Origin of the sequence: Streptomyces sp. NBC_00358 (genome assembly GCF_036099295.1) — a bacterium.
Taxonomy (GTDB): Bacteria; Actinomycetota; Actinomycetes; order Streptomycetales; family Streptomycetaceae; genus Streptomyces.
Genome location: NZ_CP107976.1, coordinates 3,168,613 through 3,189,347, shown reverse-complemented (window position 1 = coordinate 3,189,347; position 20,735 = coordinate 3,168,613). Strand labels below are relative to the sequence as shown.

13 protein-coding genes are annotated in these 20,735 nt (G+C 71.9%); 5 read left to right on the top strand and 8 right to left on the bottom strand.

What is annotated here, in order from left to right; all coding sequences use genetic code 11:
* Window positions 1-207 precede the first annotated feature (207 nt).
* The gene (locus OHT01_RS13130) at window positions 208-1,404 is read right to left on the bottom strand and encodes a S8 family peptidase (protein WP_328553322.1); all 1,197 of its coding nucleotides are present in this window, start codon (window positions 1,402-1,404) and stop codon (window positions 208-210) included.
* 346 nt (window positions 1,405-1,750) lie between these two features.
* Between OHT01_RS13130 and OHT01_RS13125 the strand changes: the two genes are divergently transcribed.
* Window positions 1,751-4,369, top strand: coding sequence for a glycosyltransferase family 1 protein (locus tag OHT01_RS13125; RefSeq protein ID WP_328558104.1), 2,619 nt, complete (start codon window positions 1,751-1,753; stop codon window positions 4,367-4,369).
* Window positions 4,370-4,474: 105 nt separating this feature from the next.
* On the opposite strand, the gene OHT01_RS13120 is transcribed toward OHT01_RS13125, so the two are convergent.
* The 3 genes from OHT01_RS13120 to OHT01_RS13110 all read right to left on the bottom strand — a co-directional run bounded on the left by OHT01_RS13120 (window position 4,475) and on the right by OHT01_RS13110 (window position 9,070).
* Window positions 4,475-4,975 (bottom strand): DUF1990 family protein, encoded by a 501-nt coding sequence (locus OHT01_RS13120; protein ID WP_328553321.1) that lies wholly within the window; start codon window positions 4,973-4,975, stop codon window positions 4,475-4,477.
* 70 nt (window positions 4,976-5,045) lie between these two features.
* Window positions 5,046-6,710: a M4 family metallopeptidase gene (locus OHT01_RS13115; RefSeq protein ID WP_328553320.1), complete on the bottom strand. Its 1,665-nt coding sequence runs from the start codon at window positions 6,708-6,710 to the stop codon at window positions 5,046-5,048.
* Window positions 6,711-7,021: 311 nt separating this feature from the next.
* Window positions 7,022-9,070: a M4 family metallopeptidase gene (locus OHT01_RS13110; protein ID WP_328553319.1), complete on the bottom strand. Its 2,049-nt coding sequence runs from the start codon at window positions 9,068-9,070 to the stop codon at window positions 7,022-7,024.
* A gap of 543 nt (window positions 9,071-9,613) precedes the next feature.
* On the opposite strand from OHT01_RS13110, the gene OHT01_RS13105 reads away from it, so the two are divergent.
* The gene (locus tag OHT01_RS13105; RefSeq protein WP_328553318.1) at window positions 9,614-10,648 is read left to right on the top strand and encodes a glycohydrolase toxin TNT-related protein; all 1,035 of its coding nucleotides are present in this window, start codon (window positions 9,614-9,616) and stop codon (window positions 10,646-10,648) included.
* A gap of 94 nt (window positions 10,649-10,742) precedes the next feature.
* Window positions 10,743-11,168, top strand: coding sequence for a hypothetical protein (locus OHT01_RS13100; protein ID WP_328553317.1), 426 nt, complete (start codon window positions 10,743-10,745; stop codon window positions 11,166-11,168).
* A 322-nt stretch (window positions 11,169-11,490) separates the two neighbouring features.
* On the opposite strand, the gene OHT01_RS13095 is transcribed toward OHT01_RS13100, so the two are convergent.
* The 4 genes from OHT01_RS13095 to OHT01_RS13080 form a co-directional block, all read right to left on the bottom strand.
* Window positions 11,491-13,248 (bottom strand): ABC transporter ATP-binding protein, encoded by a 1,758-nt coding sequence (locus tag OHT01_RS13095; protein ID WP_328553316.1) that lies wholly within the window; start codon window positions 13,246-13,248, stop codon window positions 11,491-11,493.
* Window positions 13,245-14,987: an ABC transporter ATP-binding protein gene (locus OHT01_RS13090; protein WP_328553315.1), complete on the bottom strand. Its 1,743-nt coding sequence runs from the start codon at window positions 14,985-14,987 to the stop codon at window positions 13,245-13,247. Before OHT01_RS13090 ends, OHT01_RS13095 begins: the two co-directional genes overlap by 4 nt.
* 167 nt (window positions 14,988-15,154) lie before the next feature.
* Window positions 15,155-17,059 carry an ABC transporter ATP-binding protein gene (locus tag OHT01_RS13085; protein ID WP_328553314.1) on the bottom strand — a complete coding sequence of 635 codons (1,905 nt, stop codon included), beginning with the start codon at window positions 17,057-17,059 and terminating at the stop codon, window positions 15,155-15,157.
* Entirely contained in the window at window positions 17,056-18,876 is a 1,821-nt protein-coding gene (locus OHT01_RS13080; RefSeq protein WP_328553313.1) for an ABC transporter ATP-binding protein, read from the bottom strand. The genes OHT01_RS13085 and OHT01_RS13080 overlap by 4 nt, the downstream gene beginning before the upstream one ends.
* 206 nt (window positions 18,877-19,082) lie before the next feature.
* Between OHT01_RS13080 and OHT01_RS13075 the strand changes: the two genes are divergently transcribed.
* The gene (locus OHT01_RS13075; protein WP_328553312.1) at window positions 19,083-19,988 is read left to right on the top strand and encodes an ABC transporter ATP-binding protein; all 906 of its coding nucleotides are present in this window, start codon (window positions 19,083-19,085) and stop codon (window positions 19,986-19,988) included.
* A complete protein-coding gene (locus tag OHT01_RS13070) occupies window positions 19,985-20,719 on the top strand; it encodes an ABC transporter permease (RefSeq protein WP_328553311.1) in 735 nt (244 codons plus the stop codon). The genes OHT01_RS13075 and OHT01_RS13070 overlap by 4 nt, the downstream gene beginning before the upstream one ends.
* The last annotated feature ends 16 nt before the right edge of the window (window positions 20,720-20,735 follow it).

Sequence of the window (20,735 nt, the reverse complement as noted above, 5' to 3'; positions counted from 1 at the left end):
CGTCAACGTGGGTGGGCGGATGGGGGTGTGGGGAGGTGGGGCCTGCGGGTGTACCGGAGGAGCCTTCCCACCCTATGCGGGTGAGCATTCCGGCACTTTGTTAACTACTCACGCGTATGTCTACACACAAGACCGGCCTCGTCCCGGGCAGGCGAGGCCGGTGCGGTGTGGCCGAATCACCCTGGTCGTACCAGCGTGACGCCAGGGTCAGCCGACGTGCAGGAGCCTGTTCGGTGAACCCGGGCCGACGTCCGACATCTTCCCCGTGACGGCCCGCTTCACCAGCGCCTTCACCACCTGGGCCGGTGCGGCCCCCGGATGGCCCGCCAGATACAGCGCGGCCGCGCCCGCGGCGTGCGGGCTCGCCATCGACGTACCGGAGTACGTCGCCGTGGCCGTATCGCCCGTGTACGAATCCGACGTGATGTCCACCCCCGGTGCGAAGAGGTCGAGCGACGGTCCGGTGTCCGAGAAGGGGGCCCGCGCGTCGGCGCGGTCGCTCGCGCCGACCGTGAGGGCCTGCGCGACCCGGGCCGGGGAGTAGAGCGAGGCCGGCTGCCCGGCGTTGCCCGCCGCGACCGTGTAGGTCACGCCGGAGGCGATGGAGCTGCGGACGGCCGCGTCCAACCGGTCGTTGGCGTACCCGCCCAGGCTGAGATTGGCCACGGCCGGCTTCCGCGCGTGCCGGGTGACCCAGTCGATGCCCGCGATGACCTGGGCGGTGGAACCGGCACCCTTGTCGTCGAGGACGCGGACGGCGACGACCCGGGCCTTCTTGGCGACGCCGTACGCGGTTCCGGCGACGGTTCCCGCGACATGGGTGCCGTGGCCGTTGCCGTCCCGCGCCGTCCCGTCGTTGTCGACGAAGTCCCAGCCGTAGTCCGCCCGGCCCCCGAAGTCCTTGTGCGTGATGCGGATTCCGGTGTCGATGACGTATACGGTCACCCCCGAACCCTCGGATCCGGGCGCCGTGTAGCGCTTGTCCAGCGGCCGGCTCCGCTGGTCGATCCGGTCCAGGCCCCAGGAGGGCGGGTTCCCCTGGACGCGGTCGAACGTCACCCGGGTGTCCTGGACGACCGAGGCCACGCGGGGGTCCGCCGCGAGTCGCCGGGCCCGTCTCTCGTCGGCCCGCACGGCGAAGCCGTTGAGGACCGTGCCGTAGGTGTGGCTGATTCTCGCTCCGTACTGCTCGGCGATGTCCGTGCCCGCCGGTGACGGAGCCCGCGTACCCCCCTTGAGCGTCACGATGTAGCTCCCGCTGACGGAGCCGGGGTCACCCGCTCCGCGTATCCGTCCCTCGGGGGCCGCCTGCGCGGGTGGGGCGATGGCCGAAAGCACCGCGGCCGTCGTGACCGCGGTGAGGCCCGCCGCCCAGCGCAGACGCCACTTCCTCGTCCGTGCCATGACTTGAGTTCCCCTCCTCGAATCGACGTAGCAGGACCGGAGCCGACCGCTCTGGGCAGGGCCCGGCCGTACGCCACCCGGTGAGCCTCTCGTGCGGTGCGAAGCACCACAAGGCCGCCCATGAGGGGGGAATCGGCCATGAGGGGGGAACCGCCACACCCGTCCACGAGGTGTCCGTGAAGGTTGCGTCGAGTTCTCGCCGATGTCACACGGTCGGCCCCATCCGGGGCCGTGCCGCGATGCGCCGTGTCGCGAAGGCACCCTCGCCGCTAACGTCGTGGGTGACGAAGGCCGCACAACGCCGTGCGTCCCTCTGCCGCGTACGTCCTGTGTGAAGGTGGAACTCGTGAAGGCGATCCGCAGATTCACCGTCCGACCCGTTCTCCCCGAAGCCCTTCACCCGCTCAGTGACCTGGCCCGCAACCTCCGCTGGTCCTGGCATGCCGAGACCCGCGACCTCTTCCAGTCCGTCGACCCCGAACGCTGGGCCGCGAGCGGCGGCGACCCCGTACGACTGCTCGGCAGCGTGTCGGCCGGACGGCTCGCGGAACTCACCGGGGACAGCCGCTTCCTGCGCCGTCTCGCCGCGGTCTCCGACGATCTGCGCGAGTACATGACCGGCGAGCGCTGGTACCAGACGCAGACCTCCGACCTGCCCGCCGCCATCGCCTACTTCTCACCCGAGTTCGGCATCACCGCCGCGCTGCCCCAGTACTCCGGGGGCCTCGGCATCCTCGCGGGCGACCATCTCAAGGCCGCCAGCGACCTCGGCGCCCCGCTGATCGGCGTGGGCCTGCTCTACCGGCACGGCTACTTCCGCCAGTCGCTGTCCCGCGAGGGCTGGCAGCAGGAGCAGTATCCGGTCCTCGACCCCAACGAACTGCCCGTGGTGCCGCTGCGCGAGGACGACGGCACGCCCGCCCAGGTCTCCCTCGCCCTGCCCGGCGGCCGCGCGCTGCGCGCCAGGATCTGGCTGGCCCAGGTCGGCCGCGTCCCGCTGCTCATGCTCGACTCCGACGTCGAGGAGAACGACCTCGGCGAACGCGGGGTCACCGACCGGCTGTACGGCGGAGGCAGCGAACACCGGCTGCTGCAGGAGATGCTCCTCGGCATAGGAGGGGTGCGGGCGGTCCGGACGTACTGCCGGCTGACCGGGCACCCGCAGCCCGAGGTGTTCCACACCAACGAGGGGCACGCGGGCTTCCTCGGCCTGGAGCGGATCGCCGAACTCGGCGACCAGGGACTGGACTTCGACTCCGCGCTGGAGGCGGTCCGGGCCGGCACGGTCTTCACCACCCACACCCCGGTGCCCGCCGGCATCGACCGCTTCGACCGCGAGGTGGTCGCCCGCCACTTCGGAGCCGACGCCGAACTACCGCGCATCGACGTGGAGCGCGTCCTCGCCCTCGGCATGGAGACCTACCCCGGAGGCGAGCCGAACCTCTTCAACATGGCCGTGATGGGCCTGCGCCTCGGACAGCGGGCGAACGGTGTCTCGCTGCTGCACGGCCAGGTCAGCCGGGAGATGTTCTCCGGGCTCTGGCCGGGCTTCGACCCCGAGGAAGTGCCGATCACCTCGGTCACCAACGGCGTCCACGCGCCGACCTGGGTGGCGCCCGAGGTCTTCCGCCTCGGCGCCCGGCAGATCGGCGCGCAGCGCACCGAGGACGCGCTGACCGTCGGCGGCTCGGACCGGTGGGACGCGGTGGCCGAGATCGACGACCAGGAGATCTGGGACCTGCGCAGGGTGCTGCGCGAACAACTGGTGCTGGAGGTACGGGACCGGCTCCGGGCGTCCTGGCGCCAGCGCGGCGCCGGTACGGCCGAACTCGGCTGGATCGACGGGGTCCTTGACCCCGACGTCCTCACCATCGGCTTCGCGCGCCGGGTCCCCTCGTACAAACGGCTGACCCTGATGCTGCGCGACCGCGACCGGCTGATGGACCTGCTGCTGCACTCCGAGCGGCCGGTCCAGATCGTCGTGGCGGGCAAGGCGCACCCCGCCGACGACGGCGGGAAGCGGCTGATCCAGGAACTGGTCCGGTTCGCGGACGACCCCCGGGTGCGTCACCGGATCGTCTTCCTGCCCGACTACGGCATGGCGATGGCGCAGAAGCTCTACCCGGGCTGCGACATCTGGCTCAACAACCCGCTGCGCCCGCTGGAGGCGTGCGGCACGAGCGGGATGAAGGCGGCGCTCAACGGCTGCCTCAACCTCTCGGTGCTGGACGGCTGGTGGGACGAGTGGTTCCAGCCCGACTTCGGCTGGGCGATCCCGACCGCGGACGGCACCGCGACCGACGACGACCGCCGGGACGAGCTGGAGGCCGGGGCTCTGTACGACCTCCTGGAACAGCGGGTGGCGCCGCGCTTCTACGAGCGCGGTCAGGAGGGTCTGCCCGACCGCTGGATCGAGATGGTCCGCCGGACCCTGACCCACCTAGGACCCAAGGTCCTGGCCGGCCGGATGGTGCGCGAGTACGTGGAGCGTCTGTACACGCCCGCGGCCCACGCCCACCGCTCCCTCACCGCCGAGGCGGCCCGGGAACTGGCGACCTGGAAGGCGCGGGTCCGTGCCGCCTGGCCGCGGATCACCGTCGACCACGTCGAGGCGTCCTCGGCCACCACGACGGCCGAACTCGGCACCACCCTGTCGCTGCGCGTGCGCGTCGGCCTCGGCGATCTCGCACCCGACGACGTGGAGGTGCAGGCGGTCGCGGGCCGCGTCGACACCGACGACCGCATCGCGGACGCGGTCTGTGTCCCGCTGAAACCGACCGGCGGCCCCGACCTGGAGGGCCGCTGGGTGTACGAGGGCCCGCTGTCCCTGGACCGCACCGGCTCCTTCGGTTACACGGTCCGCATCCTGCCGACCCACCGCCTGCTCGCTTCCGGGGCGGAACTCGGACTGGTGGCGGTGCCTTCGGAGGAGATGGGGGAGGGAGCGGGCGTGCTGATGCGCTGAGGCGCGCGGGCACGACCGCAGGGGGCGGGCCATGCGCCATGGCCCGCCCCCTGCGCGGTCGTCACCGGTCTCCGGTACGCCCTCCGGCCCGGCACGCGGGCGGACTCAGCTGTCGAGCCCCGCGCACAGCCGCCGCATCACCTTGCCGCACCGCTGGGCGTAGGTGTGTTGCAGGCCCCGGGTCGCGGCGCCGCCCATGCGGGCGTACCACTTGGCGGCGCGGCTGAAGGCGGTGATCGTCAGCCAGACGGTGCCGTCGCCGGTACGGGAGACGACGAAGGCTTCCTCGCCGCACTCGGGATGGCCGGAAAGCGTTCCGTAGGCCCAGGCGGTGCGCCGGGGTTCCTCGGCGGTCCAGACGACACGGCAGGGGGCCTTGATCGGGCCGAGACCGACCGTGACGGCCACGCCGGGCGCCGCCTTGTCGGCGTCGGAGATCATGCGGATCCCCGCGGCGCGGTGGAGTTCCCAGGTCATCAGGGCCTCGGAGGCGCGCTGGAACACGGCCTCGCCCTCGCCGATCCGGGAGCGGACATGCAGGCGGTGGAAGCCCGGGGGGCAGCGGTCCTCGCGGGTCGCGCCCACGTCCTCGTACGTGTAGGGCATGGGGGCAAGAGTAAGGCGGCACCCGGGGCTGTCCGTGCCCGGGTGCCGCCTCGGTTCGATTACGTTCGCACTAGCTGACGTTGACCGCGGTCCAGGCCGCCGCCACCGCGTTGTACTGGGTGCTGCCGGAGCCGTACAGCGCGGCCGCCGCCGACAAGGTGCCCGTGCGGGCCGACTTGTAGTTGGTGGTGGACGTGAAGTACGTGGTCAGCGCCTTGTACCAGATCTGCAGCGCCGCGGCCCGGCCGATGCCGGTGACCGTCGTGCCACTGTAGGTCGGGGAGTTGTAGCTGACTCCGTTGATCGTCTTCGCGCCACTGCCCTCCGAGAGGAGGTAGAAGAAGTGGTTCGCGACGCCGGACGAGTAGTGCACGTCCAGGTTGCCGACGCTGGAGGACCAGTAGTTGGCGGAGCCGCCGTCCTTGCTGGGCTGGTCCATGTAGCGCAGCGGTGTGCCGTCGCCGTTGAGGTTGATCTTCTCGCCGATGAGGTAGTCGCCCACGTCGGAGGAGTTCCCCGCGTAGAACTCGACACCGGTGCCGAAGATGTCGGAGGTCGCCTCGTTGAGACCGCCGGACTCGCCCGAGTAGTTCAGGCCCGCCGTGTTGGCGGTGACGCCGTGGCTCATCTCGTGGCCGGCCACGTCCAGCGAGGTCAGCGGGTGCGTGTTGCTGGCGCCGTCGCCGTACGTCATGCAGAAGCAGCTGTCGTCCCAGAACGCGTTCTCGTACGAGCTGCCGTAGTGGACGCGCGAGTACGCTCCGACGCCGTTGTTCTTGATGCCGCTGCGGCCGAAGGTGTTCTTGTAGAAGTCCCACGTCTCCTGCGCGCCGTACGCGGCGTCGGCGGCCGCGGTCTGGTCGGTGGTGGAGCTGGAGGCCGCGCCGGTGCCCCAGACGTCGTCCGCGTCGGTGAACAGCGTGCCCGCGGAGGAGGTCGTGGTGTGCGACTTGTTGTACGTCTTGTGGCTGCCGCGGGTGCTGTCGGTCAGGCTGTACGTCGAGCCCGACAGGGTCGTGTTGAGGGTGACCGTGCCCGAGTAGAGGGTCTTGCCGGTACCGGTCTCGATGCCCTGGTACTCGTACAGCTTCTTGCCGGTGGCAGCGTCGGTGATGACGTGAAGTTCGTTGGGGGTGCCGTCGTCCTGGAGGCCGCCGACGACGGTCTCGTAGGCGAGGGTCGGCTTGCCGGTGGCGGCCCAGATCACCTTGCGGGGCGCCTGGTCGGCGGCGGTCTTGGCGGAGCCGGCGGTCTTGGCCGCGGTGAGCGCCTGCTTCTCGGCCTTGGCGGTCGTGACCAGCGGCTTGAGCGAGGCGACCTTGATGGACGTCTTGGTCGCCTTCGTCACGCCCTCGGTCTTGCCGGCCTTGGACTCGTGGACGACGAGGTCGCCGCCGAGGACCGGAAGTCCGTTGTACGTGCGTGCGTAACGGGTGTGGACGGTGCCGTCGGCGTCCTTGACGACGTCCTTGACGACCAGCTTCTCCTTGGCGCCGAGGCCTATCTGCCGGGCCGTCTCCACCGTGGTGGCGTCGGCCTTCTTGATGAGCGCGGTGCGCGCGGAGTTGGACAGCAGGACCTGCGAACCGGCGAGGGGGGTGGTCTTGCCGGCGGGGAGTGCCGCGGTTTGGGCGGCGGCACCGGTGGTCAGACCGGTGGCGAGCAGGGCTCCGGCGGCAACAGCGGTGGCGATGGCCAGAGTGGTGCGCTTGTGACGCGCGTAGAGGGGGGTCACGCAAGCTCCTTCTTGTGGGGGCGCCCGAACGGCGTGGGGTGGCCGGACGGACGGTTGTGAAGTTGCGGTGCGGGTGAGCCGTGCGGTGGAAGCGTGCCATCCCAGACGCGTACATGTCAGGAGCCCATAAGGACCTTGGCTGAAAATCGTCGATCAGGTGAACAGTTGGGGTACCGGGCGCCGGGCCGGCCGCCGCCAAGGGCGGGTCAACCCAAACTCCCCTCCGGGCAAAGGAGGGCGCCGCCCCGGAGGAGTCGAACCTCCGGGACGGCGCCCTGGCATCCTGTCCTCGCGCGGACGTCCGCCGCGGTCTACGGGAAGGTCAGTTTCCAGCTGTTGATGTAGCCGGTGTCCTGTGCCGCCTGGTCCTGGACCTTCAGTTTCCAGGTGCCGTTGGCGACTTCGGAGGACGCGTTGACCGTGTAGGTCGTGTTCACGTTGTCCGCCGAGTCGGACGAGCTGAAGTTCTTCAGGCGGTACGTCGAACCGTCGGGGGCGACCAGATCGATCACCAGGTCACCGCGCCAGGTGTGCACGATGTCCACGGCGACCGCGAGGTTCGACGGGGCGTTTCCGGTGCGGCCGGTGACCGCGATCGACGAGGTGACCGCCGGACCGTTGTCCGGAATCGATACGTCGGTCGTGTTCTCGAACGACGTGCCGCCGCCACCACCGCCACCGCCGGGACGCGAACCGACGTTCACGGCCGCCCAGGCGTTCTGCACCGCCGTGTACTCGGCGCTCGTCGTGCCGTACAGCTCCCCCGCCGCCGCGAGCGTGCCGGTGCGGGCCGACGCGTAGTTGGTGGTCGAGGTGAACTTGGTGGTGAGCGCGCGGTACCAGATCTGCAGCGCCTTGTCGCGGCCGATGCCGGTGACCGGAAGCCCGTCGGAGGTGGGCGAGTTGTAGCTGACGCCGTTGATGACCTTGGCGCCGCTGCCCTCGCTCAGCAGGTAGAAGAAGTGGTTGGCGACACCCGACGAGTAGTGCACGTCGAGGTTGCCGACCCCGGAGTACCAACTGTCCGCGGAACCGCCGTCCTTGCTCGGCTTGTCCATGTAGCGCAGCGGTGTGCCGTCGCCGTTGATGTCGATCTTCTCGCCGATGAGGTAGTCGCCCACGTCGGTCGAGTTCGCCGCGTAGAACTCCACGCCGGTGCCGAAGATGTCGGAGGTCGCCTCGTTCAGACCGCCGGACTCGCCCGAGTAGTTGAGGCCCGCGGTGTTGGAGGTGACACCGTGGCTCATCTCGTGGCCGGCCACGTCGAGCGCGGTCAGCGGGTCGTTGTTCCCGGACCCGTCGCCGTAGGTCATGCAGAAGCAGCTGTCGTCCCAGAACGCGTTCACGTACGAGTTGCCGTAGTGCACACGCGAGTAGGCGCCCACGCCGTTGTTCTTGATGCCGCTGCGCCCGAAGGTGTTCTTGTAGAAGTCCCAGGTCACCGCGGCGCCGTAGTGCGCGTCGGCGCCGGCTGTCGCGGCGTTCGACGTGGTGCCGTTGCCCCAGGTGTCGCTGGTCTGCGAGAACAGCGTGCCGGTGCCCGACGTCCCGTGGTTCAGGTTGTACGTCTTGTGGGCGCCGCGCGCACTGTCGTTCAGCGTGAAGTTGGAGCCCGACTGCGTGGTCGTCAGGGTCACCTGCCCGCTGTACTGGGTGTTGCCGACGCCGGTCTCGATGCCCTGGTACTCGTAGAGCTTCTTGCCGGTGGCGGCGTCGGTGATGACGTGCAACTGGTTGGGGGTGCCGTCGTCCTGGAGGCCGCCGATGACGGTCTCGTAGGCGAGGGTCGGTCTGCCGGTGGCGGCCCAGATCACCTTGCGGGGCGCGCGGTCGGCGGTGGTGCTCTTCGAACCGGCGGTCCTCGCGGCGGACAGGGCCTGCTTCTCCGCGGTGCCGGCGGCGACCGCGGGCTTGAGGGTGGCGACCTTGAGGGACGCCTTCGTCGCCTTGTAGACGTGCCCGGTCCTCCCGGACCTGGCGGTGTCGACGACCAGGTCGCCGCCGAGGACCGGCAGCCCCTCGTACGTGCGCTCGTAGCGGGTGTGGACGGTGCCGTCGGCGTCCTTCATGACGTCACGGGCGACGAGGCTCTCGCCGGCCCCGAGACCGAGGTCCCTGGCGGTGGTGGCCTTGGCCGCATCGGCGTCACGTATCAGCTCGGCGCGCTGTGACGCGGTGAGCTTCAGGGTGACGGCGCCGGGGTTGACCTTGCCCGCCCGGGGAGCCTGCCCCGGAGCGGCGCTGGCGGCACCCGACTGGACGGCCGCGGCCAGCAGGGCGGAGACGCCGACGAGGGCGACACCGGTGACACGGCGCTTGGTGATGTGGGAGGTGCGTCTGTGGGGAGAACTGCTGCTCAACACTGACTCCTTCTGCATGGCCGCGGGTCGCGCGGCCAGGGGAGACCGGACGATGAGTGACCCGTCCGGGCAGAACTGGGCGTTACGCGGAACCAGGTGCATGGGGTCGTACGGCACAACACGGCGGACGTAGCTGTGAGGTTGCTGTGAAGTAGCCGTGGGAAGAGTGGCAGGAGATAACCCTTTCTGTCAGGACCGCGTCACTAAATTGGCCGGAAACGGTTCGTTGTCCGGTTAGTCATGTTCGGTATGCGGACTGTCCTTCGGCTGTTCGCCCGGACGTGAACCGACGGGGGGCGCCGGGACGCGGCCGCGGCGGGACGCGCCCGGCGCGCGGCACCGGCCGGGTGTGCATACGGCCAGATGACCGGTTTATCGGCAGCAACGGAATGAAGCCCTGACCCTTTCGGAGGTGTTCCGGCACGTCCGCTCGCCTGCCTCCACCCGCTGCGGTTTGAGTGATCCCCGACATTCCGGCCCGCTCCCGACGGCTCATCAGCGCGAGGCGGCGCGAACCGGACACGTATTCCCGCAGGAGGTTTGGTGAGAAGGTCACATTGGTGCGCGAGCCTGGCGGCTCTGGGAGGTCTGACCGGCTCCCTGGTGCTCGGTGCGTCCATCTCGTCCGCGGCGCCCGCGCAACCGGACGGAGGCCGTACGAGCGGCGTCGTCCACGCACTGTCCGCCACGCCGGTGCCGAAGCCGGCCGTCGGGCATGTGAAGCCGGGGGACGAGCAGGGCAAACCCGCGGACGTGCAGGGCAAGCCCGCGGACGTGCAAGGGAAGCCCGCGGACGACCATGGCAAGCCCGCGGACGACCATGGCAAGCCCGCGGACGTGCAAGGCAAGCCCGCGGACGTGCAAGGCAAGCCGGCGGACGTGCAGGGCAAGCCCGCGGATGTGCACGGGAAGCCCGTGGTCGGGCACGGGAAGCCGGGCGACGTGCACGGCAAGCCCTGGGACGAGCACGGCCGTTACGAACAGCCGCGGGTGTGCAAGGGGCTGGAGACGGATCCCATTCCGCCGAGGCTGGAGCGCCTCTTCTTCTGCGGTGACTGGCGTCTTGGCCCGCGGCGGCTGCCGACCCGCGGCCCGGTGGGGAGGATCCTCGAAGGGTACAACCGGCTCGGCCACCTCACCGCCGTGAAGTTCCTGGACAAGTGGTGGGACCCCACCCTCGACTCGGGCCAGGGCGACTGGCGCTACCCGCCGGACGACGGCTTCACCCACCGGAACCAGACGGTGCTCGCCGCCCCTCTGGTGCTCCACGCCGGCCTGAAGCTCGACCGCGTCGGCGGCGAGTCGGGCCGCTTCCTCGCCCCGGCGGGCACCAAGTACGGCAAGCGTTCCATCCCGCCGTCGAGCCTCAACACCATGGACCCGCGCTACCCGTACAACTACCACGTCTACCGGCTGGTCAAGGACGTGACGGTCTGCGCGGGCAAGACCGCCCCGGGGTTCGAGCAGCCGGGCTTCGGCACCCAGTACGTGACGTCGAGCAAGTTCTGCCCGGACATCCCCCGCACCACGGTGGGTGACCTGGTGAGCAACGGCACGCTGGTGCGGATCGACCACTGATCCCGCCCGCTCGCGGGGTGGCGCACGACTCCGTGCGGAAGCCGGCCCCGGTTGCGGCCGGGCCGGCTTCCGCCCCCGGCGGAAGGCTGAGGGCATGGACCGGTTCGCGCTGTGCCGGGCCCTCGAAGCGGCCGGGGTGCCCGCCGCCTCCTACGAGATCGCGGACTGCCCCGGCGGCCACCGCGCGGACGACCGCTACTTCCTCCAAGGACACGCCGGGGACTGGACGGTGGGTGTCCACGAGCGGGGGACGGACCAGGTCTTCGAGCGGTTCACCGACGAGGAGGAGGCCTGCCGATGGATCTACGGCCGGCTCACCGCCGAGCCGCCGCCCGCCACGGAACCCGCGCCCGGAGAACCGACCGGCCCGGGACGCGACCCCGAGGCCCTGCAGCGGCAGGCCGACGAGGAACTGGAACGGGCCCTCGACGAGCTGAGCCGCAGAGCGCGCGAGGAGGCCGGGGAGAGCCCCCGGGAGGGGCCCGGCGAGGAGACCGCCGGACGGGACGGTCCCGCGTAGCCCGAACCCCGTCGCGCCTCGCTCCGTGACGACGGCCTCGGCCCGGGTGTGCTCCAGTTCCGGGTGGCGGACGGCCTCCGGCACCTCGCTCAGGGACACCCGCGTACGGTCGGCGACCGGGGAGATCTCCCCAGCTCCGACGAGTTCCCGCAGGGCCGCGAGGTTCTCCGCGCACTGCTTCGCGGTCGGGCCGACGATCCGCTGACCGACGAACCGTGACCGACGATCCGCGACGGCGCCGGTCCCCGCGACCCGCCGCGCACCGTTCGGCCCTCGGCGGTGCGCCGCTTGCCGGGCGCTGCTCGCCGTTCCCCGCCCCCGCTCAGTCGTCTCCGGGGGATCGTTCACCGTGCCACGAGTGCCACAGCGCTGCGTACGGACCCTCGGCCGCCACCAGTTCGTCGTGGGTGCCCAGTTCGGTCAGCCGGCCGTCCTCCATCACCGCCACCCGGTCCGCGTCGTGGGCGGTGTGCAGCCGGTGGGCGATGGCGATGACGGTCCGGCCTTCGAGGACGGCGGCCAGCGCGCGCTCCGTGTGCCGGGCCGTCGCCGGGTCGAGGAGCGCCGTGGCCTCGTCGAGGACCAGGGTGTGCGGGTCGGCGAGCACCACCCGGGCCAGCGCCAGTTGCTGGGCCCGTGAGCCGTCGACGCGCAGGGCCTCGGGCCCCAGCTCGGTGTCCAGCCCGTCCGGGAGCTCCCCGGCCCAGTCGTCGGCGCCGACCGCCGCGAGCGCCGCCCACAACTCGGCGTCCCCCGCCGACGGTTCGGCGATGAGCAGGTTGTCGCGGACCGTGCCGAGGAACACGTGGTGCTCCTGGGTGACCAGGACGACGTGCCGCCGCAGTTGCTCGGGGTCGAGAGCGACCACCGGAACCCGCCCGACCGTCACCGTCCCGCTGCCCGGCGCGTCGACGCCCGCCAGCAGTCTGCTCAGCGTGGTCTTCCCGGCCCCGGAGGGGCCCACCACGGCCAGTCGTTCGCCGGGCCGTACCGAGAGGTCGACCCCGCGCAGCACCTCACCGCCGCGGTCGTACGCGTAGCGCACACCGGTGACGTCGATCCGGTCGTCCACCGGTACGGGCGAGCCCGCCGGTTCGGCGCGCGGCGCCCGCGCCAGGCCCTCCACGCGGGCGAACGAGGCGCCGCTGCTCTGCAGTTGCTCGACCTGGTTCAGGATCTGGTCGAGCGGCTCGGCGAGCCGGTGCAGATAGAGCGTCGCGGCGACCACCGTGCCGAGACTCAGCGTGCCCCGGGCGTGCAGGGCGCCGCCCACCAGGAGCACGGCGACCACCGGGACGACGTACGAGATCTCCACGGCCGGGAAGAACACACTGCGCAGGAAGAGCGTCCGCATCCGCGTCACCCGGGAGGTCTCCAGCGCGTCCCGGCTCGCCCGGATCCGGCGTCCGCGCAGCCCGAACGCCTCCACCGTGCGCGCGCCGGACGCGGTGGCCGAAAGGACCTCGGCGACCTCCGAGGTGGCGGCGCCCTCGGCGAGATAGGCGGTGCGCGCCCGGCGCAGATACCAGCGCAGCGCGCCCCCGATGCCGGCCAGCCCCAGTACACCGCAGCCGCCGAGCAGCGGGTCGATGGCGAAGACGGCGACGAGGACGAACAGCGCCTGCGCGCCGGAGATCAGCAGTTGGGGTCCCGTGTCGCGCAGCGTGTTGCCCACCGCCGTGACGTCCACGGTGCCGCGCGCCATCAGATCGCCGGTGCCCGCCCGCTCCACCACCGACGCGGGCAGTGTCAGCGTCCGCTCCACGAACTCCTCCCGCACCCGTGCCAGCGTCCGCTCCCCGAAGCGGTACCCCACGTACCCGGCCCAGCGGGCCAGCAGTACCTGCACGATCGCGGAGCCGAGGATGACGAGCGCCGGCCCGTCCACCGCCTCCACCCCGCCGCCGGCCCGCACGTCGTCGATCATGCGTCCGAGCAGCCAGGGGCCGACCAGACCGGCCGCGGCGGCCAGCACGTTGAGGCCGAGCACCGCGGCGAACACCCGTCCGTCCGCCCGGATCAGCCGAACGGCCGCCCGCCGTACGTCGGCTCTCCCCGCGACCGGCAGCCGGCCGCTCATCGCACGACCTCCCCGTCCACGCTCGTCTCCGTATCCCCGTCCGGCTCCAGGTCGCGGGCCACCAGCGCCCGGTATCCCGGCTCCGATCCGAGCAGTTCGCGGTGGGTGCCCATGGCCGCCGCCTTGCCGTCGACCAGGAAGCACACGGTGTCCGCGCGGTCCAGGACGAGCGGCGAGGTGCTGGTCACGACCGTCGTACGGCCCGAGCGCGCGGTACGCAGCCGGGTCGCGACGGCCGCCTCGGTGTGGGCGTCGAGCGCGGAGGTCGGCTCGACGGCGAGCAGCACCTCCGGATCGGCCAGGAGCGCGCGGACGAGCCGCACCCGCTGCCGCTGCCCGCCGGACAGGTTCCGGCCCTGCGCCGTGACGGCCGACTCGAGACCGTCCGGCAGGCCGAGGACGATGTCGTCGGCGGCGGCCGTGTGCACGGCCCCGGCGATGGTCTCCTCGCCGGGCTCCCGGCGTCCCCGGACCAGTTCGCGCAGGGTGCCCGCGAACAGGTCGGCCCCGTGCTCGGCGACCAGGATCCGCTCCCGTACCTGGGGCAGGGCGACCTCGTCGAGCCGTACGTCGCCCCAGGTCACGTCCGACGCGGCGTACCGGCCGAGCCGGTCGACCACGGCCTCGGACTCCGCCGGGCGGGCGCCCGCCAGCGCGGTCAGCCTGCCCGGGACCACCCGCACCCCGGACTCCGGGTCGTGCAGCACGGCGGGTGACCCCGGGGCGTCCGGTGCGTCCGGGGGAGAGGCGACGGGTTCCAGGGACAGGAACCGCACGACGCGCCGGGCGGCGACCACGCCCCGGGAGAGTTCGTACCCGCACTCGATGAAGAAGTACACCGGCAGCACGAGGACCGCGGCATAGCCGTACACGGACACCAACTCGCCGATGGTGATGGCCCCTTGGGCGGCCAGCCGGGCGGCGATCCAGGTCACCGCGGCGAGGAAGACGGACGGCAGTCCCATGCTCAGCGCCTGGATCCAGCTGGTCACCCCGCCGACCCGGTAGCCCTGTTCGCGCAGCTTCTGCGAGTCGCGGCGGAACGCGTCCGCGAACAGCCCCTTGCCGCCGAGGCCGTTGAGGACGCGCAGCCCGCCCGCGAGATCGCCGATCCGCGCCGTCAGCACGGACTGCCCCGCGCGGTAGTCCGTCTCGGTCCCCTGGAGCCGGCTCATCAACGGCCCGACGAGGACGGCGATCAGCGGCACCCCGAGCACGATCACCACGGAAAGCTGGACCGAGACCGGCAGCAGCAGGGCGGCCACCAGACCGTAGGTGAGGACCGCGGCCAGTCCTGGCCCGACGACGGTCAGCGATCGGCTGATGGTGTCCACGTCGCGGACGCCGACCGTGACGACCTCCCCCGTCCCGACCTGCCGCGAGAGGGCCGCGCCGAGCCGGGTCGCGTGCTCGACGACGACCTTGACCGTACGGAAGTTGGCGTCCATCCGGACCTGGGTCATCGTGCGGTGCCGCACGACCCCCAGCCAGGCGTTGAACACCCCGGTGCCCAGCACGGCGGTCGTCCAGCCGACCAGGGCCGGACCGTCGCCGGGCTCCAGACCGTCGTCGATCGCCCGGGACAGCAGGTACGGCGTCAGCGCCGTGAGCCCCATCCATACGCTGGCGACCACCGCGCCGGTGACCGACCGGCCCGTCTGCCGGGTGACCAGCCACCACAGGAAGCGCCGGCCGCTCCGGCGGTCAGGGGTCCCCGGATCCGCGTACGCGTCGATCATCAGCCTTCTTCGCTCCTTCGCCCGTGCATCCTGCCGCCCCTGTGCCCCTGTGCCCCTGCCACCCTGGCGCCCTGCCGTCCCTGCGCCCCTTCGGCTCTTCGCGTCGACGCCCGTGGCCGTCCCGTCCCCGTCCTCGCGCCCGTGGCCGCGGGTCCGCCGGGCGGCCTTCATACGAGGCTGTCGCGCCATGCCCGGTGCAGATCCGCGAACCGGCCGGTGCCCGCGACGAGTTCGCCGGGTGTGCCGTCCTCGACGATCCGCCCGTGCTCCATGACGAGCACCCGGTCGGCGATCGCCACGGTCGACAGGCGGTGCGCGATGACCACCGCCGTACGGCCCCGCAGAACCGTCGACATGGCGCGCTGCACGGCCCGTTCGCCCGGGATGTCCAGGGAACTGGTCGCCTCGTCGAGGATCAGGACGGCCGGGTCGGCGAGCAAGGCCCGCGCGAAGGCGACGAGTTGGCGCTGGCCCGCGGAGATCCGGCCGCCGCGCTTGCGTACGTCCGTGTCGTAGCCGTCGGGCAGGGCGCTGATGAAGTCGTGCGCGCCGATCGCCTTCGCGGCCTGCTCGATGTCCTCGCGGGACGCCTCGGGACGGCCGATCGCGATGTTCTCGGCGACCGTGCCCGAGAACAGGAACGCCTCCTGGGTCACCATCACCACTCCGCGCCGCAGTTCGGGCACCGGCAGTTCGCGCAGATCGACGCCGTCGAGCAGGACCCGCCCGTCGGACGGGTCGTAGAACCGGGCCAGCAGCTTCGCCAGCGTCGACTTGCCCGCGCCGGTCGAGCCGACCACGGCCACCGTCTGCCCGGCGGGCAGCGTGAGCGAGAAGGCGGGCAGGACCTCCCCGCCGGTGCGGTACGCGAAGCGGACCTCCTCGAAGACGACCTCGCGGCCGGGGTGTTCGGAGGCGAGCTCCGGCAGCCGGCGCGGTACGGACGGCTCCGGTACGGACGGCGTCTGGGCCAGCAGACCGGCGATCTTCTCCATCGAGGCCGCCGCGGACTGGTAGGAGTTCAGGAACATGCCGAGCCGGTCGATCGGGTCGTACAGCCGGCGCAGATAGAGGACCGCCGCGGCGAGCACACCGAGCGCCAGCGAACCCGACGCCACCCGGTAGGCGCCCCACAGCACGATGCCCGCGACCGCCGTGCCCGCGACGAGACGGGAGCCGACGACATAGCGGGCCATCTCCAGCAGGGCGTCGCCGTTCGTCTTCTCGTGCCGCCCGTTGAGCACCCCGAACTCGGCCTCGTTGGCGGCCTCCCGGCGGAACGCGCGCACCGGCCGGATGCCGTTCATCGTCTCCGCGAACTTCACGATCACCGCGGCGATCGTCGTCGAGCGGATCGCGAAGATCCGGCCCGCGCGGCGCTGGTAGCGGCGGATGAGCAGATACAGCGGCACGAACGAGACCACCGCGACCGCGCCCAGACCGACGTCCAGCCAGAGCAGCATGGCCGAGATGTAGACGAAGGACAGGATGACCGTCACGAGCTCCTGGAGGCCCTCGCTGAGCAGTTCGCGCAGCGACTCGACATCCGTCGTGGAGCGGGAGATCAGCCGGCCCGAGGTGTAGCGCTCGTGGAAGTCGATGCTGAGCGCCTGGGCGTGCCGGAAGATCCGGCCGCGCAGATCGAGCAGTACGTCCTGGTTGACCCGGGCCGAGGCGATGATGAAGGCGTACTGGAGTGCGCCGGAGGCCGCCGAACAGAGCAGGTAGACGACACCGACCGCGATCAGCGGCCCGTGGTCGTCCCGCCGGAACGCCGGTACGGCCCGGTCGATCGCGTACGCGACCAGCAGCGGTCCGGCCTGCACCGCGGCCTGCTGGAGCAGCAGCAGAACCGTGGTCACGACCACCCGGGTCCGCAGCGGGGCGAGCAGCGAGCGCAGCAGCGTCGCGGTCGCGCCCGGGGGAGTCGGGAGGGTGTCGCGGTCGAACGGGTCCTGGTACGGCCCGGGTTCCGGGGCGGCGCGCCCCTTCTGCCGTCCGCCGTCCGGCCCTTCGCCCGGACCCTCGTCCGGTTCCCTGTCCCGCGCGGTGGCCGTGGGTTGCGCCGTCATCGGCCGTCCTCCTCTGCACCCGACATCAGGTGGGCGTACTCGGCGTGCGTGCGCAGCAGTTCGTGGTGGGTGCCGACCGCCGCGACCCGGCCCTCGGAGAGCAGGGCCACCCGGTCGGCCAGCAGGACCGTGGACGGGCGGTGCGCCACGATCAGCGCGGTCGTCTCCGCCAGCACCCGGCGCAGCGCGGCCTCGACGGCCGCCTCCGTGTGCACGTCCAGCGCCGACAGGGGGTCGTCGAGCACCAGGAAGCGGGGCCGCCCGACCACCGCACGGGCCAGTGCGAGCCGCTGCCGCTGCCCGCCGGAGAGACTGAGGCCCTGCTCGCCGACCTGCGTCGCCGTGCCCTGGGGCAGTGTGTGCGCGAAGTCGGCCTGCGCGACGGCGAGGGCCCGGTCGAGTTCCGCCCGGCCGGCGTTCTCCGTGGCGCCCATCAGGACGTTCTCGCCGACGGTGGCCGAGAAGAGGGTGGGTTCCTCGAAGGCGACGGCGACCAGTTCGCGCAGTTCCTCGCGGGGCATCTCGGTGATGTCCCGGCCGTCCAGGGTGATCCGGCCGGACGTCACCTCGTGGAGCCGGGGGACGAGCGCGGTGAGGGTGGTCTTGCCGGTGCCGGTGGCGCCGACGAGGGCCATGCTCTCGCCGGGGCGGACGTGCAGGTCGATGTGGACCAGGACGGGCGGCGTGTCCGCGGGGGCGTCGGGATACCTGAACTCCACGCCGTGGAACCGCAGTCCACCATCGGCGCCGGCTCCGCGGGAGTCCCGTCCCGCCGTTCCGGCTTCGTCCCGCCCGGCCGGGGCCGGCGTGACGTCCGACTCCGGCGCCGAGCGCATGACCTCGAAGTACCGCTCCGTCGCCGTCCCCGCCTCCTGGCTCATCGCGAGGAGGAAGCCGATCGAGTCGACGGGCCAGCGCAGCGCGAGCGCGGTCGACAGGAACGCGACCAGGGTGCCCGCGGAGAGACGGCCTTCGGCGACCTGGACGGTACCGAGGACGAGGGCGGCGCCGATGGCGAACTCGGGCAGCGTGACGATGACGCCCCAGATGGAGGCGAGCAGACGGGCCTTGACCAGTTCCGTGCCGCGCAGCGTCCGGGACAGCTCGCGGAACGCGTGGGCCTGGCTGCGATGGCGTCCGAACCCCTTGATGATCCGGATGCCGAGCACGCTCTCCTCGACCACCGTGGTGAGGTCGCCGACCTGGTCCTGCGCCCGCCGCGCCACCTGCGAGTAGCGCCGCTCGAAGAGCCAGCAGACGATCATGACCGGGACGGCGGGGGCGAGGAGCACCAGCCCGAGGGTCCATTCCTGGGCCAGCATGATGGCGATACCCGCGGTGATCGTCACGGCGTTCACCAGCAGGAAGGTCAGCGGGAACGCCAGGAACATGCGGACCAGCATCAGATCGGTGGTCGCCCGGGACAGGAGCTGACCCGACGCCCAGCGGTCGTGGAAGGCGACCGGCAGCCGTTGCAGATGCCGGTACAGATCGGCCCGCATCGACGCCTCGACCCCGGCCAGCGGCCGTGCCACCAGCCACCGGCGCAGCCCGAACAGACCGGCCTCGGCGATGCCGAGCAGCAGCAGGTACAGCGCCCCGAGCCAGACACCCGCCGGATCGTGACCGGTGACCGGACCGTCCACCATCCACTTCAGGATCAGCGGGAACACGAGGGCCAGACAGGACGCGAGCACCGCGACGAACGCCGCGCCGAACAGCCGCGCCCGCACCGGCCGTACATACGGCCACAGGCGCAGCAGGCTGCGTACGGTCGAACGGGCGGGGTGGTCCGGGGCGGCGTCTGATGTGGGCATCACCGGCGAGCCTACGTTTCACCACTGACAGTGCCCACCGAGTTTTCGGCGTACCTGAATCGTTCGAAGTGTCCGCAGGACCGCACGCGGGCATCGCCGGAGCCGGGCGTCCGACGGGTCGTACCGCCGCATCAACCGATCGGCTGATGCGGCTTCGAGCGTGATGGCCGATGCCCCGGCGCGGGCCCCGCTGGGACGCTCGGAGCATGTCGGTCATCGAAGTGAGCGGACTGCGCAAGTCCTACAGCGGCAGGGACGTCGTCGACGGTGTCTCCTTCACCGTCGAGGAGGGCGAGATCTTCGGGATCCTCGGCCCGAACGGCGCCGGCAAGACCACCACCGTCGAATGCGTCGAGGGCCTGCGGGTGCCCGACGCGGGCCGGGTCCGGGTCACCGGCCTCGACCCGGTCGCCGACCACGAGCGGGTCGCCCGGGTCCTCGGCGCCCAGCTCCAGGAGAGCGAACTCCAGGCCAAGCTCACCGTCCGCGAGGCGCTGGAGCTGTACGCGTCCTTCTATCCGAACCCCGCCGACTGGCGGCCCCTCGCCGAGCGCCTCGGCCTGGCCGACCGGCTCGGCACCCGCTTCGGCAGGCTCTCCGGAGGCCAGAAGCAGCGCCTGTTCATCGCGCTCGCCCTCATCGGCGCCCCGCGGGTCGTCGTCCTCGACGAACTGACCACCGGCCTCGATCCGCGCGCCCGCCGCGACACCTGGCAGCTCATCGAGGACGTCCGCGCGCAAGGGGTCACCGTCCTGCTGGTCACCCATTTCATGGAGGAGGCCCAGCGGCTGTGCGACCGGATCGCGGTCATCGACAAGGGACGGGTCGCCGCCCTGGACACCCCGGCCGGTCTGATCCGGCGCTCCGCGGGTTCCACCGTCGTCAGCTTCACCCCGTCCGCCCCGCTGGACGACCGTGACCTGAACGCGCTCCCCGCGCTCGCGTCCGTCGAGCGCAAGGACGGCCGCATCACGCTGTCCGGCACCGACGAGACCGTCAACGCGGTCATCACCCTGCTCGCCAGGGCCCGCGTCACCGCCCACCAGCTCCGCGTCTCCGACGCCACGCTCGACGACGCGTTCCTTGATCTCACGGAGGAGAAGGCGCTATGAACACCGCGGTCCTGCGCACCGAGTTCCGGCTGTTCCGCCGCGAACCCGGCGCCGTCTTCTGGGTCTTCCTGTTCCCGACCCTGCTCCTGGTGATCCTCGGTTCGATCCCGTCGTTCCGGGACGCCGACGACTCCCTGGGCGGGCTGCGGCCGGTCGACGCCTATGTGCCCATCGCCGTACTGATCGCCCTGATCATGTCCGGGGTGCAGACCCTGCCCCAGGCACTGACCGGCTACCGGGAGCGCGGCATCCTGCGCCGGATGCGGCTCACCCCCGTGCGGCCCGCCGCCCTGCTGTCCGCGCAGATGGCCGTGCAGGGCGCGGTCGCGCTGGGCTCGGCGCTGCTCGCGCTCGCCGTCGGCCGGCTCGCCTTCGGCGTACGGCTGCCCGGACAGCCCGCCGGATACCTGCTGGCGCTGCTGCTCGCGGCCGCGGCGGCCCTCGCCCTCGGCGCGGTCGTCTCGGCGCTGTCGCGCACCACGAAGATCGCGGGTGCGATCGGCTCGGCGGTGTTCTTCCCGATGATGTTCTGCGCGGGCGTGTGGATCCCGGTGCGGGCGATGCCGGACACGCTGGCCCGGGTGGTCCGGCTGACCCCGTTCGGCGCGGCGGCCCGTGCCCTGGACCAGGCCGCCGCGGGGCACTGGCCCGGCTGGGACCACCTGGGGGTGCTCGCGCTCTGGGCGGTGCTGCTGACGGCGGGCGCGGCGCGCTGGTTCCGGTGGGAGTGAGCCGGCCGTGTCGGAC